The following is a 13,347-nucleotide window of genomic DNA, read 5'->3' on the forward strand; positions in this document are numbered from 1 at the left end:
GGGCGCTACCCCGCGTCGGTGACTCGGGGGCGCTACCCCTCGTCCTCGATGTAACGCGGACGGGCGATGACCAGGCCCGCGCAGGTCTGCACCGCAAGCGCCAAGATCAAAAATCCGACCGGCACGACCCAGCCACCGGTGGCCCCGTAGAGGACGCCGACGAGCAACGGCCCCAGCGCCGCGATGAGGTAGCCGGCGCTCTGCGCGAACGCCGACAGCGCCACCGTCCCCTCCGCCGTCCGCGCCCGCAGCCCGATGGTCGCGAGGACCAACGGGAAGGCGCCCTGCCCGACGGCCAGCAGGGCCATCCAGAGCAACGCGCCGCGGTACGGCGCCAGGGCCAGCCCCAGGTAGGCCAGCGTTGACGCAGCGGCCAACGACAGCACCAGCGGTCGCAGCGTCCGCAGCCGACCGGCCAACGTCGGCATCAGGAGTGCGACCGGCACGCCCAGCGCGGTGACCCCGGCGAGCAGGAGGCCCGCCGTGGCCGGGCGGAACCCGGCGTCCCGGTACAGCTGCGCCAGCCAGCCCATGATCGCGTACCCGCTGAGGGACTGGGTGCCGAAGTACACGGCCATGGCCCAGCCGAGCCGGGTGCGCGCCGGCCGCACCCGAACACCGGCGGTGGTCTCGGTCGGCGTCGATCGCCGCGCAACAGAGCGGGCCCGACGGGCCAACAGCACCCATGGGAGTACGGCCAGCGCGGCCAGCCCGGCCCAGACCCCGAGCCCGATCCGCCAGGAGCCGAAGGCCTGCGCGGTCGGCACCGCCGCGGCGGCGGACACCGTCATACCCGCGGTCATGGCCATCGTGTACGCCCCGGTGGCCAGTCCGGTGCGGTGCGGGAAGTACTGCTTGACCAGCAGGGGTAGGAGAATGTTCGCCACCGCGATCCCGGCCAGCGCCAGCGCGCTGGTAAGGACGAAGACCAGCGCGGAGTCGGTGGCCACCCGAAGCACCTGGCCAGCGGCGAGCACCGCCATCGCCACGACCAGCACCCGAGCCGGTGCGACCCGACGGACCAGCCACGGGGTGATCGCCCCGAGCCCGGCAAACGCGATCGTCGGCAGCGTGGTCACCACGCCGGCCATGGTTCCGGAGAGTCCGAGGCCGGTACGGACCTCGTCCAGCAGCGCACCGAGGCTGGTCACCGCAACCCGCAGGTTCGCACCGACCAGAATTATCCCGACCAGCACGAGCGCGGCTCGGCGCGCCACCTGGCGCTCTCCGACCTGAGCCGTGGCCGTGCCATCCGGGGCGCCCTTCGTGGCTGCGCTCGGCGCGCTCTCCGTGGCCACGCCACCCGGAGCGCCCGCTCCCGCTGTGGCCGCGCCCTGCGGGCCGGGGCGGTCGGGCACCTCCGGAAAGTTGCTCTCGCGGGGCGGGCGTGGCCTCATCCTGGTGGACGTCGCGGACGGTGGCGGGGTCATGCCCCCGAACCTACAATCATGGGATGAATTTTCGGCAGGAGATGTAACCAGTGCCACCCGAGGTCGAAACCACCGCCATCCCACCGCGAGGCCAACGGGTCCAGGAGACGATCGCCCAGCTCCGCGACCGGATCCTCGGCGGCGAGTGGCCGGTGGGCAGCCGAATACCGACCGAGCCGCGACTCGTCGCGGACCTCGGTGTGGGGCGCAACACCGTTCGTGAGGCGGTCCGCGCCCTGGCGCACGCGGGAGTGCTGGAGATCCGGCAGGGCTCCGGCACGTACGTGGTGTCGGTCGATGAACTGGCCCCGGTGGTGGCCCGCCGGCTCACCGACGACCGGATGGCCGAGGTGGTCGAGGTTCGGCGCGCCCTCGAGGTGGAGGCCGCCCGACTCGCTGCGCTGCGGCGCACCACCGAGGACCTGGCGGCGCTCGCCGACGCGCTCGCCGCCCGGGAGGCCGCGTGGTACAGCGGACGGGTCGACGAGTTCGTGGCGGCCGACGGCATGCTGCACACCATCGTCGTCGCGGCAGCGCACAACGGCATCCTCGCCGAGCTACACGCCTCCATCGGCGCCGCGATGCACAGCACGGTCGCCGCGACCGTGGGTGAGACCCTCACCCCCGATCGCTACGTGGACCACTCCCGCCTGGTTGATGCCATCCGGGCCAGCGACCCGGAGTGGGCGGCGATCGAAGCAGGCGCCTACCTGAGGCCACCGCCGCCGACCTAGGTCACCCCGAAGCACACCGACACCCGTGGAAATCCCACGGGCACCGACATCATTCGTACACGTGTTCGATAAAGTCCCGGTCATGGAGCAACGAAAGCACTGGTGGAACGGGAAGTGGGGGCGGCTGGCCCGACGCGACGTCTTCCTCCGCGTCAACGCCGACCGGTGGCACGTCGAACAGCGCGCCGGCGGCTCGGAGGGGGTCTCCCAGTTCTACGAGTACAGCAGCGTCGAGGAGGCCGAAGAGACGGTCCGGGCGCTACTCCACGGCGCCGACACGTGGCGTGAGCTCTCCCCCCGACCTCCGGGCGGCTGGGGCGGTGTTTAACGCACAGAACGGCCGGGAACGGCGCCAGCATGAACGAGCAACGTGTCCTCTCTCGGGTCACCACCGGGATGCGGGTGGTTGACGTCGCCGGCAGTGAAATCGGCACCGTGGACCTGGTCCAGCGGGACGACCCGAACGCGGTGACCGTGCAGGCACCGACCACCGACCCGGGCAGCAGCCTAAACGAGTTGATCGAGGCCACCGCGGTGGAGGAGCCGGACGTCCCGGCCGACCTGGCGGCCCGGTTGCGCCACTCGGGCTACCTGAAGGTCTCCACCGACCGGGTCCGCACCGGGGCGGTCTACGTGCCCGCCGACCAGATCGCGGCCGTCACCGACGCGGTCCGTCTGGACGTCCCGCTGGCGGATCTACCCGCCGAGGAGTGACCCCTCCGACCGAGACTTTCCCAACCCCGCGCATCTGTGTAGAGACGAACGGAGGGTGTTCTTGGCAAGCTTGGTCCCATGACGTTGATCCTCCGTTCGGCCATCCGCAACGACATCGGCCTTGTCCGGAACAACAACGAGGACTCCGCCCTGGCCGGTGAGCGCCTCCTCGCAGTCGCGGACGGCATGGGCGGACTGCCCGCCGGGGAGGTGGCGAGCGAGATCGTCATCCGAATCCTGGACGAGCTGACCCCGCCAACCACCCCCACTGCGGCCGCCGACGCGCTCCGCGCCGTGGTCAGCGCCGCCAACCAGCGCATCCACGCCGCGATCGCCGCGGATCCCGCCCGGGAAGGCATGGGGACGACGCTGACCGCCACCCTGCTCGCCGACGACACGCTGGTACTGGCCCAGGTCGGCGACTCCCGTTGCTACCTGTTGCGCGATGGGGAGCTGACCCTGATCACCCGGGACGACACGTTCGTACAGGCGCTGGTGGACCAGGGAGCGATCACCGCCGAACAGGCCCGGCACCACCCCCAGCGGTCGCTGGTGACCCGAGCGGTGCAGGGAGCCGGCGCCCCACCCTCGATCGGGACCCTGACTGTGACCTCCGGCGACCGGCTGCTGCTGTGCAGCGACGGGCTCTCCGACTACGTGGAGCACGAGGCGATCGCCGCCACCCTGACCCAGTACGGTGACCGGCAGCTCTGCGGGGAGCAGTTGGTCAAGCTCGCCCACCAGGCCGGCGCACCGGACAACGTCACCGTCGTGGTTTCCGACGTCACCACAGCCTGAGCGGTCGACCGGCGGGACAGGCCACCGGGCAGGACACCGGGTGGCCGGTTCACCGAGCTACCTCTTCCCCCTGGTGAAGATGTCCGTCAGGGCGGTCAGGAGGGCGACGAGGATGAACGCCGAAATGATCAACAAGGTGGTGCGGAAGGCCGCCAACCAGTCACCGCCGGTACGGTCCAACGTCGCGAACAGCGCGGAACTGACGCCGACTATCCCGGCTGAGATTCCCAGGCGGTGCCCGGTCTGCAGCATCCCGGCCGCGCTGCCGGCCCGCGTGTCGGAGACCTGTGACATCGTCACAGCCTGGTTGGGGATGTTGGTCAGTCCGCTACCCAGGCCGCTGAGGACGAAGCCCGCGCCGAGGCCGGCGAGGAGCAGTGGCAGGGCCGCCGAGTGCGGGCTGTCGAAGGTCGGCAGGAAGAGGTCACCGACCATGACCGCCACTACGCCGACGAGAGATGTCAGCAGTCCGAGGGCTACCACTCGGCGGCCTGCTCGCCAGGCCAGCCGGCCCCCGACGACCGCCCCCGCCGCCGTGCCCCCGGCGATCGGCACCATCACGAGACCGGTGGTGATCGGGCTGTGGCCCATCCCGTCCTGCAGATACAGCGCGAGTACGAAGTACAGCGCGTCATACGCGCCGAACAACACCGCGATGAGCGCGCCCAGACCGTAGGACCGGATCCGCAGTAGGCCCAGGTCGACCAGGGGCGACTCCCGGTGCGGACGCCGCTCCCAGAACCCGAAGCCGGCGAGAACGAGCACGCCGACCGGCACCAGCACCCACAGGACAGGGGTCCGGGCCGTCTCCTCCACCATCGGAATCCAGAGCGCCACCATTCCGACGACGAACAAGACGACGCCCACCGGGTCCGTGCGTCGCCACCAGAATCGATCCGGGCGTACCCGCAACGCGGGAATCACGAGAAACCCCAGGACAGCTGCCAGGAGAGCGACCGCGGCGTCCGCGACGAAGATCAGCCGCCAGCCGTATTCCGGACTGACGTCAACCAGCAGCCCGCCCAGGACCGGTCCGGACCCGAGGGCGACGCCGAACGCCACCCCGAGCAAACCGTACGGACGGCCCCGCTCTTCCTTGCGGAACAACTGCTGGAACAGCCCGAGAATCTGCGGGCTCACCGCCCCGAGCGCACCACCCTGCACCAACACGGAGAGCACCAGCCAGACCGGCGTTTGGGCGAGGGCGGCGGAGAGGGCGGCCAGCCCACCGAGCACCAGGCCGGACACGAAGACCGCGCGCCGTCGCCACACGTCACCGAGCCGGCCAGCGGGCACCAACATCAGGGCGTAGGCCAGCGCGTAGCCAGCGACCAGCCACTGCTGGCCGTCCTCGTCCAGGCCGATCGTCGCGGCGATCTGAGGCACCGCGATGACCAACATCGCGGTGGTGACCGTCCCGAGGAACACGACCACCTGACAGACACCGGCTACCAGCCACCGCCGGGCCCGCCCGGAACGAGGCTCGGAGGCCGTCAACGCGACATCCCGACACACTCACGACTGCTCACGCGACCCCCTTGTCCACCCGGGCGGCGTTACCTCACGCGTGGGGCTCCCGTGAACCAACCCCGCCGCGGCCCGATCAGTTCACGGGAGCGCGGCCGCCTCTCGTCAGTGCGGCCGGATGCTCTGCTCGTACTGGAAGAACTCGTACGGGTCGTACTTGGTCTTGATCGCACGCAACCGGGGATAGTTGTCGCCGTAGTACGCGGTGGCCCAGTCACCGATGCTGCTGTCCGGAACATTGACGTAGGAGCCGCTGACGTAGGGCAGTAGCGCCTGACGGAACCGCTCCGTCCACGACAGGACCGTCTTCTGCTCCTCGTCGTCCTCCCAGTTCCCGCTCCACTCCAGGTAGTACTTCGGGCTCCGGTGATAGAACGCGGTAGCGTCGGTCGCTATCCGGTTCACCGCGCCGCCCCAGTTCAGGCACCAGACCTCGCCGCCGAGGTCGGGAAGTTCGGCCAGGTACCGAATAATTGTGTCGATCCCCTTCTTCGGGAGCAGTTCGTACGCCCAGGAGGAGGGGATGTGGGTCTTCCGCGGCGTGTCCGTCGTGCCGGCGAGCTGGTTCCAGGCGTCCAGGTATGAGGTGGTCTCCGTGATGACCTGAGGGTTTCCGACCTCGACCAGCGGTCGAATTATCTCGCGCAGCCGGTACTCAGAACCACGATAGATTCCGTTACAGTAGATATGGCCGTCCGCTCGGGTCTTCGGGTTGAAAACCGAACCAAATCCGTCGTCCGCGAAGGGCGCTATTCGCTGCCAGCGCTCGAACAGCTCTCCGACGTGTTGCCAATCATCCCAGGTAATCTGATACACCACGACATCCGATACCGGGTGAATGCTGTACGTGTACTTGGTCGCGATGCCGAAGTTGCCGCCGCCACCGCCGCGCGAGGCCCAGAGCAGATCGGCGTGCCGCGTTTCGTCAGCGTGGATGAGCTGGGCCCCCCGCTCCCCCTCCGGAACAACGATATCGAGGCCGGTCAGACTGTCGCTGGTCACCCCGAGACTCCGGCTGAGCTGGCCGATCCCGCCGCCCAGGGTAACCCCGGCCACACCGACACCGACCTCGGCTCCGGTGGGAACGGCGAAGCCCTGCTCCCCCAACACCGCAACGACCTGGTCCTGCGTCGCTCCGGTCTGCACTGTCGCCTGACGTGCGTGCGTGTCCAGCTCGACCGCCTGCATCTCGCTCACGTCGATGATGACGCCGCCGTCCACTGCCGACCACCCCTCCAAGGCGTGCCGACCACCGCGAGCCCGGAAAGCCACATCGTGTCGACGGCACCAGGTGATCGCATTGATCACGTCCTGGGGGTTCTGACAGAAGACGATAACCAGCGGGTAGGGGTTGAACTGCCGGTTCCACCCGAGTCGCGCCTCGTCGTAGTCGGCGTCGTCGGGGAACACCAACCGCCCGGTCAGCCAGCCCGGATCCGGTTGTGGACCTCGCCCTGGCATCGGTTCGCGTAGGACAGCTTTGTCACCGTAGGTTGCCAGAGCGGCGGGGGAGATGGCGGCAGCGCCGGCAACGCCCGCACCTACCGCCAGGAATCGTAGGACGTTTCGTCGAGTGGCTTCCATTTCCTTCTCCTTCAGCGCCGGAAACGACCCAGGGGTCGCCCGGCCCGCGAATTCGGCCATTTTGGGCACCGTTGCTGCCCGTCACTGACAAATCCGGAGTCGTCGGGCCCATGCCGTGCACCACCCGTCGATTTGGGCGCCATACCGCCGTCAACGCACCTCGCGTCGCACTAGGCGCGTTTCAGTCCTGTAGCGCTGGATCGTCTGTTTTGACCGTATCAGTCAGTCCCGCCGACTGAAGGCGCTTGACTGGATCGCCAATAGCCACGTGAAACGCCCGAGGCTGCTGGGAATCCAGTTACCTAATGGGAAATGCGAGTCAGCGACGGCCCCTCCGGCTCACCACCGACCACGTGCGGCCGACGACCAGTGCCAGCGATGTCACAAGACACACCAGCAGGGTGAGGTGCCACGGCTTGATCGCGCCCATGGCCCGACACCGGATCCAGAGCCGGCAAGACCCCGCGCCCAAGGAGACGCTTCCGGTTCACCGGCCGGGCTGGACGAGGTATGAAGGTGCACAGGCGACAATCCGCACACCGGAAGGACCTGGCTCGATGACCTTGGAACGACCGATCGCCCCGGACCCGTACGAACTGCTGCCGACGGTGCCATCGTTCACGCTCACCAGTGCCGACGTCCGCAACGGCGAGCCGATGGACGCCACGTACGCCCACCCGAGCGTCGGCGGCGAGGACCTCTCCCCGCACCTGGCCTGGTCCGGCTTCCCCGCCGAGACCAAGGGCTTCGTGGTGACCTGCTTCGACCCGGACGCACCGACCGGCAGTGGCTTCTGGCACTGGGTGCTGGTCAACCTGCCGGCGGGGGTGACGGAGTTGCCGCGGGGCGCGAGCGGCGACGCCCTGGGCGGCGCCTTCGCGGTTCGCAACGACTACAGCCAGCAGGATTACGGGGGCGCTGCCCCGCCATCCGGTGATCACCCGCACCGATACCTCTTCGCGGTACACGCGCTGGACGTGGAGCACCTCGACGTCACCCCGGACGCCTCCCCGGCGTACGTGGGCTTCAACCTCGCCTTCCACACCCTGGCCCGCGCGGTGATCCGGCCGACCTACCAGGTAACGCAGTAGCCGTCCCCGGTTCCACGACCCGCGTCCGGCCTGGTGGCGTCCACGGGGACGGTGGGGCGACCAGCGCCGGGACGTGGGAAGGCGGGTAACCCTCGGGTCAGGAGGGCGTACGGGCCACCGCGAAGACGGACTGGCCGAACGGGGGACGGGCCAGCTGCTCGGCGACCCTGGTCAGCGGGAGCACCAGGGTGTCGTACACCTTGACCATCGGGCCCTCCTTCGGCATCAGCCGGAAGACCTTTGTCGCCATGAAGTAGCCAATCAACCCGAGCGCATTCGCGTAGTGGATCTTTTCCACGGTCAGCCCGGCTTCGGTCATCGCGGCGGCCAGGGTCTTCGTCGTATACCGCCGGACGTGGCCGGTGGCGATGTCGGCGGGACTCATCGCGAACTCGAACGCTGGCACGATGATGATCACCGGGCTGCCCGGCCGGACCAGATCGCGCATGCCGCGCAGGGCCCCGACGTGATCCTCGATGTGTTCCAGAACGTTGTACGAGACGACGGCGCTGTAGTCGCCACGGTCGGTGTGCGGCAGCAGCATCTCCCGCACCTCGATGCCGGGCTGCTCGGCGCCGAGCCGTTCCTTCAGGGCGACCAGTCGCTCCGGGTCAGCCTCCGTGGCGGTGAAGCGGGGTACTCGCGCGGCCCACTCCAACGCATAGTCACCGAGGCCGCTCCCCACCTCGATCGGGTTCTCACCGAGGTACGGCAGGGCCAGCTCAACGAACCAACGGCGGTGGTTCACGGCGGTCGCGAGGCCTTCCAGCACCTCGGACTGGACGCGCTGATTACCGGTTATTTCTGCCATACGTCGATTCCTCACGGTGTGGCTGTCTTGACCCCGCCTGAACCGACAGAGTGAACCATTCACCTAGAAGGCGGAACAAATCGGGGCACCGGGGTGACCGAAATACGATCGGAGTAGGTGCATGATCGGCGACCGGGAGCCGGCACATGCTACCAATCGCCCAAAACCCGGCACAGTGCGGCCACATCTGACTACTCTCTGAATTGGCATGACTACCGCTGATTCAAGTAGCGCAGCCGACGTCTCCACGGAGGGAGCGCCGGCCCCCCGGCCTGACCAGCCCGGCAAGCGGTGGCGGCTCGACCTGTTGGCAGTACTGAGCTTCGTCCTGCTCGCGCTCTGGGTGACCCTCCGGCTCTGGCTCGACCCAGCCGACGGGCTCCGGGACAACCGCACCGATCAGTCTCAGTTCGAGTGGATGATGGCGCACGGGTCACGAGTGGTGACCGATTTCGCCTACCCGTTCACCTCCGACCGAATGAATGTGCCGGAGGCCGTCAATTTGATGGCCAATACGTCTGTACTATCCGTATCTATACCAATGACGCCGGTCACCCTCCTGGCCGGCCCCCGGATGTCCTTCCTGCTCTTCCTAACCCTGGGTATGGCCGCCACCGCGACATCGTGGTACTTCCTGCTCTCCCGGGTGGTGGTCCGCTCCCCCGGCCCGGCCTGGCTCGGCGCCACGTTCTGCGGGTTCGCGCCCGCGATGGTTTCGCACGCCAACGCCCACCCCAACATCGTCTCCCAGTTCGTCGTACCACTGATCATCTGGCGCACCCTGCGCCTCGGCGAGCCGGGCCGCTGGCTCCGCAACGGGATCCTGCTCGCCCTGGTCATCGTCTGGCAGGCCTTCCTCAACCTGGAAATCCTGCTGATGACCGCGATCGGCCTCGGTGTGGTCATGGTCGCGCTCGCCCTCCGCCGGCCCGACCTACGCCAGCGGGCACGCCCTTTCCTCGCTGGACTGGGTGTCGCCGCCGCAGTCGCGCTCCTCCTGCTGGCGTATCCGCTCTACGTGCAGTTCTTCGGCCCCGGCGCCTACCGAGGGCTCTCCCCCCTCATCCGCGGCTACTCCACCGACCTCGCCTCGTACGTGGCGTACTCCCGGGAGTCGCTGGCCGGCGACGAACCCGGCGCTCGTGGGCTGGCGCAGAACCCCACCGAGGAGAACGCCTTCTTTGGCTGGCCCCTGTTGGTGCTCATCGCCGCGCTCGTCTGGTGGCTGCGCCACAACGTCGTCGTCTGGGCTCTGGCCCTGCTCGCGGTGATCTTCGCAGTGCTCTCGCTCGGCCGGGAAATCCTCTTCAACGGCGAGCTCACCGGCATCCCGGCTCCCTGGGCCGCGCTGGAGAACCTGCCCATCCTGCACTCGGTGGTACCCACACGGTGGGCGCTGGCCATCACCCCGTTGTTCGGGATCCTGCTCGCCTACGGGGCACAACGCGCCCGGACCCTCGCCAACCGGAATCCCGCCGCCCGGCCACAGATCCGCTTCGCCACCGTCACCGTGCTGGCGATGGCGCTCCTGCCGCTCCTGCCGACCCCGCTGCCGGCGGTCCGGCTGGAGCCCACCCCCGCCTTCGTCACCTCCGGCGCGTGGCGGCCATACGTGACCGATGGGCGCAGCATCGTCACCCTGCCGCTACCGGACACCCACTACGCCGACCCACTGCGGTGGTCCGCCGAGACGGGCCTGGACATGCCGATCGCCCGCGGCTACTTCCTCGGCCCGGACACCCGTCCCGGTCGGCACCGAGTCGCCCTCTTCACCGCGCCGGCTCGCCCGACCAACGAATTCTTTGACGAGATCCGACGCACCGGCACGGTGCCACCGATCACCGAGCAAGAACGGACGGCCGCCAAGGAGGACCTACGCTACTGGCGGGCCGGTGCAGTCATCCTCGGTCCGCACGAGCACGCCGACGCGCTCCGCAGCGGCATGACCGAACTGATCGGGATAGCGCCGACCTACACCGAGGGCGTCTGGCTCTGGGACGTGCGAAACCTCACCGCCTGACCGACACCGGCCCGACCAGGACCGGCCGAGCTGACCGACACCGGCCCGGTCAGGACCGGCGTAGGCAGCAGCCCGCGCACGTCGTCGGGCGAGGAAGGGTGAAGGCGAGGCAGCAGGTGTGCCGCTGCACCGTCGGCTCGCCGGCCGGACCCGGCACCAGCTCGACCAGGTCCTGCAGGTCGAGTGCCGTGAGCAACGTGTCGATCGTGGCGTGGGAGGAGCCCGGCAGGCCGTCGGCGGCGCGCAGGGTGGCGTGGGCGATGCCGGCGGCCACCGAACCCAACAACGTTCGGGTGCCGATCCGCACTTCCGCCTGGATCGCCGCGATCATCGGGGCGAGGTGAGCGTCGAGCAGCGTCGCCCGGAGAGTCGCGAGCAGCTCCGCCTCGCCGGCCACCACCTGCACCTCGGGCCGGCCAGCCAGCGCCAGCGGATCACCGGGCAGGACCGCCACCGCGGTCGACCGGCGCAGGCCCAAAGTGAGCAGCGATCGATGATCCGCGAAGTGAAACAAGACATCGGCCGGAACGAGCAGGGGAACCCGCCGGGCCGAGGCCCAACCCAGTACCGCCGGCAGCGCCGCCCAATAGCTGTATGCCTTCCACGCCAGCGCCGCATTGGCGTGCCGGGTGCCACCCCACTGGTCGGTGGCCGCGGCCAGGAGTTCGGGCAGCCGCGTCCCGTCCACCAAGCTGGTGGCGGGTGACCAGCCAACCTCCTCGGCGACCAACAGGCCGCGGGCCAGGCCGGGCACGTCGTCGGTACCGAAGAGCTGGCGAATCGCCATGGTGATCGGAGCCAACGGGGCGGTAGCCGCCGTCTCGGGCATAACTGTTGTCACCCGACGCCCCTCCCGTCTCCCACCCTTCCGATAAGCCAAGGCTAGCCTAACTTGATGCGGGCTCGGTGGCTTCGGCGCATCCCGCGCCTCGGCGTACTACCCGCCCGCCAGCCCGGGGAAACAGTCGCCGCACTATCGATCATCGTCGCTGGAGAGTCAAGACTCATGTCGACAAGGTGGCACTTCTATATCCGACCAATGACAGAACGTGAAACCTGTAGTCCCGGCCCCAAGGAAGCTGATGACGACATCACCGCTCGATCGGGCGGCCAACACCTTCGCCGTCGAACTCGCCCGCCACCGGACCGAGCGAGGGCTGTCCAAGAAACAGCTGGCGACGCTGATGGGATTCGACCCGTCGTACGTGAGCCACGTGGAGGGACGCCGGCACCGGCCCACCGAAGACTTCGCCCGACGGGCAGAGGCCGTACTGGAGACCAGTGGGGCGATCTGGCAACGCTTCTGCGAATACGACGAACTCCGACACACCCGCAGCGACCGGACGACGCACCGCGAGCCACCCACGCTTGGGCAGTGGCTGCCCCCCGGCACCGGCCTGATCGTCGAACGGGAACACGCCAGCCTCACCTACCGAGACGAGACGTACCACTGCGTCATCCGCCGGGAACTACACAACGCCGGAACCGAGCCGATCACCCGCTACCTCATCCGCGTCGCCGTTGACCGCTACCCAGGTGACCCTGGCCGCTCCAACCGGCACCACCGGGCACACCCGCTCACCTTCGCCGAGTTGCAGCTGCACGCGTACCGGCTGGACGGGCCGGAGCGCGAGGCGATGCACTGGCGAACCAAGCACGACCGGGACGCCTTCAAGGAAATCTGGCTGCTCTTCGAGAACTCCGACCGGCGCTTCCCGCTCTACCCGGGCGACCGCGCCACCCTCGAGTACGCCTACCACGTGGGTGCAGACAAGTGGGGTCCCTGGTTCCAGCGGGCCGTCCGGGTCCCCACCCGGCACCTCGCCGTCCGGCTCGACCTGCCGGCCGCCCTCGACCCACAGGTCTGGGGTGCCCAGACCTCGCTCTCCGCGGAGGAAGGTCCGCTGCGCACTCCGGTGGCCCGCCGCGAGGAGGGCGACCGAACAATCTTCGACTGGACGGCGGCCGAGCCGCCGCTGAACGGCCGCTACCGGATGCAGTGGCGATTCCGGTCCCGACCCGAAGGGAAGCCGACAGAGCCCGGCTGGCTGCGACCAAGCGACCGGATGCGGAGCCTCGGCATCCTCCAACACGACGCCGCCCTCCTCCGCCAGCCCACCCGGCCGTTCGACCTACCCTGCGAAGCAGACGTCGCTCAGGAGACCGTGGAACGGCTCACCGCGGCCCTGCTCCGCCTGGACGAGCTACATCCGTTCAGCAAGGGGGTCGGCGTCGCCGCTCCGCAAATCGGCATCGGCCGCGCCGCCGCCGTCGTCCGCCCCCCGGACCGCGGCGGCGAACCCGTCATCCTGCTCAATCCGCGGGTGGTCGACGCCGCACCCGACACCGACGAACAGTACGAAGGGTGCCTCTCCTTCTTCGACCAGCGCGGTCTCGTGCCCCGCCCGCTGCGGATCGACGTCGAGCACACCCACCTCGACGGCAGTCGGGTCATCACCTCCTACGAGTACGCCATGGCACGCCTCGTGGCACACGAGATCGACCACCTCGAGGGGCGCCTCTACGTCGACCGGATGGCCCCCGGCGTGCCCCTGGTGCCGGTCGAGGAGTACCGGCACACCGGACAGCCCTGGCGCTACTGACAACGTTGGTACGGCCACGTCCGCCCGGGGGAAGG

Annotated in this window: 12 protein-coding genes; 7 read left to right on the forward strand and 5 right to left on the reverse strand. The window is 69.0% G+C overall.

Translation table 11 applies throughout. From position 1 onward, the window contains the following. Positions 1-32: 32 nt before the first annotated feature. Entirely contained in the window at positions 33-1,298 is a 1,266-nt protein-coding gene (locus SALPAC4_RS0106590; protein ID WP_188116864.1) for an MFS transporter, read from the reverse strand. Between the two features lie 182 nt (positions 1,299-1,480). Between SALPAC4_RS0106590 and SALPAC4_RS0106595 the strand changes: the two genes are divergently transcribed. The 4 genes from SALPAC4_RS0106595 to SALPAC4_RS0106610 all read left to right on the forward strand — a co-directional run bounded on the left by SALPAC4_RS0106595 (position 1,481) and on the right by SALPAC4_RS0106610 (position 3,676). Continuing rightward, positions 1,481-2,164, forward strand: a complete 684-nt coding sequence (locus SALPAC4_RS0106595; protein WP_019869642.1) for a FadR/GntR family transcriptional regulator — start codon at positions 1,481-1,483, stop codon at positions 2,162-2,164. Between the two features lie 82 nt (positions 2,165-2,246). After that, complete coding sequence (locus SALPAC4_RS0106600) at positions 2,247-2,492, forward strand: hypothetical protein (protein WP_019869643.1); 246 nt, start codon at positions 2,247-2,249, stop codon at positions 2,490-2,492. Positions 2,493-2,521: 29 nt separating this feature from the next. After that, positions 2,522-2,878 carry a hypothetical protein gene (locus tag SALPAC4_RS0106605; RefSeq protein WP_018731182.1) on the forward strand — a complete coding sequence of 119 codons (357 nt, stop codon included), beginning with the start codon at positions 2,522-2,524 and terminating at the stop codon, positions 2,876-2,878. 78 nt (positions 2,879-2,956) lie between these two features. Beyond that, positions 2,957-3,676 carry a PP2C family protein-serine/threonine phosphatase gene (locus tag SALPAC4_RS0106610; RefSeq protein ID WP_019869644.1) on the forward strand — a complete coding sequence of 240 codons (720 nt, stop codon included), beginning with the start codon at positions 2,957-2,959 and terminating at the stop codon, positions 3,674-3,676. 57 nt (positions 3,677-3,733) lie between these two features. Here SALPAC4_RS0106610 and SALPAC4_RS0106615 read toward each other — a convergent pair whose 3' ends face one another. Then, entirely contained in the window at positions 3,734-5,110 is a 1,377-nt protein-coding gene (locus SALPAC4_RS0106615; protein ID WP_019869645.1) for an MFS transporter, read from the reverse strand. A gap of 198 nt (positions 5,111-5,308) precedes the next feature. Beyond that, positions 5,309-6,787, reverse strand: coding sequence for an FAD-binding oxidoreductase (locus SALPAC4_RS0106620; protein ID WP_027645106.1), 1,479 nt, complete (start codon positions 6,785-6,787; stop codon positions 5,309-5,311). A 557-nt stretch (positions 6,788-7,344) separates the two neighbouring features. Between SALPAC4_RS0106620 and SALPAC4_RS0106625 the strand changes: the two genes are divergently transcribed. Further along, a complete protein-coding gene (locus SALPAC4_RS0106625; RefSeq protein WP_019869647.1) occupies positions 7,345-7,878 on the forward strand; it encodes a YbhB/YbcL family Raf kinase inhibitor-like protein in 534 nt (177 codons plus the stop codon). Positions 7,879-7,975: 97 nt separating this feature from the next. On the opposite strand, the gene SALPAC4_RS0106630 is transcribed toward SALPAC4_RS0106625, so the two are convergent. Continuing rightward, the gene (locus tag SALPAC4_RS0106630) at positions 7,976-8,689 is read right to left on the reverse strand and encodes a class I SAM-dependent methyltransferase (protein WP_019869648.1); all 714 of its coding nucleotides are present in this window, start codon (positions 8,687-8,689) and stop codon (positions 7,976-7,978) included. Positions 8,690-8,897: 208 nt separating this feature from the next. On the opposite strand from SALPAC4_RS0106630, the gene SALPAC4_RS0106635 reads away from it, so the two are divergent. Then, positions 8,898-10,709 (forward strand): hypothetical protein, encoded by a 1,812-nt coding sequence (locus tag SALPAC4_RS0106635; RefSeq protein WP_019869649.1) that lies wholly within the window; start codon positions 8,898-8,900, stop codon positions 10,707-10,709. Between the two features lie 49 nt (positions 10,710-10,758). Here SALPAC4_RS0106635 and SALPAC4_RS0106640 read toward each other — a convergent pair whose 3' ends face one another. Continuing rightward, positions 10,759-11,538, reverse strand: coding sequence for a (2Fe-2S)-binding protein (locus tag SALPAC4_RS0106640; RefSeq protein WP_019869650.1), 780 nt, complete (start codon positions 11,536-11,538; stop codon positions 10,759-10,761). A gap of 253 nt (positions 11,539-11,791) precedes the next feature. On the opposite strand from SALPAC4_RS0106640, the gene SALPAC4_RS0106645 reads away from it, so the two are divergent. Further along, the gene (locus SALPAC4_RS0106645) at positions 11,792-13,312 is read left to right on the forward strand and encodes a peptide deformylase (protein ID WP_019869651.1); all 1,521 of its coding nucleotides are present in this window, start codon (positions 11,792-11,794) and stop codon (positions 13,310-13,312) included. The last annotated feature ends 35 nt before the right edge of the window (positions 13,313-13,347 follow it).

Source organism: Salinispora oceanensis, assembly GCF_000383575.1.
Classification (GTDB): Bacteria; Actinomycetota; Actinomycetes; order Mycobacteriales; family Micromonosporaceae; genus Micromonospora; species Micromonospora oceanensis.

What these genes read in the sequence shown, in the direction of transcription:
- SALPAC4_RS0106630 (WP_019869648.1), bottom strand. Translation starts at nt 8,689, where the DNA reads ATGGCAGAAATAACCGGTAATCAGCGCGTCCAGTCCGAGGTGCTGGAA.
- SALPAC4_RS0106605 (WP_018731182.1), top strand. Translation starts at nt 2,522, where the DNA reads ATGAACGAGCAACGTGTCCTCTCTCGGGTCACCACCGGGATGCGGGTG.
- SALPAC4_RS0106610 (WP_019869644.1), top strand. Translation starts at nt 2,957, where the DNA reads ATGACGTTGATCCTCCGTTCGGCCATCCGCAACGACATCGGCCTTGTC.
- SALPAC4_RS0106645 (WP_019869651.1), top strand. Translation starts at nt 11,792, where the DNA reads ATGACGACATCACCGCTCGATCGGGCGGCCAACACCTTCGCCGTCGAA.
- SALPAC4_RS0106640 (WP_019869650.1), bottom strand. Translation starts at nt 11,538, where the DNA reads ATGCCCGAGACGGCGGCTACCGCCCCGTTGGCTCCGATCACCATGGCG.
- SALPAC4_RS0106600 (WP_019869643.1), top strand. Translation starts at nt 2,247, where the DNA reads ATGGAGCAACGAAAGCACTGGTGGAACGGGAAGTGGGGGCGGCTGGCC.
- SALPAC4_RS0106620 (WP_027645106.1), bottom strand. Translation starts at nt 6,787, where the DNA reads ATGGAAGCCACTCGACGAAACGTCCTACGATTCCTGGCGGTAGGTGCG.
- SALPAC4_RS0106635 (WP_019869649.1), top strand. Translation starts at nt 8,898, where the DNA reads ATGACTACCGCTGATTCAAGTAGCGCAGCCGACGTCTCCACGGAGGGA.
- SALPAC4_RS0106625 (WP_019869647.1), top strand. Translation starts at nt 7,345, where the DNA reads ATGACCTTGGAACGACCGATCGCCCCGGACCCGTACGAACTGCTGCCG.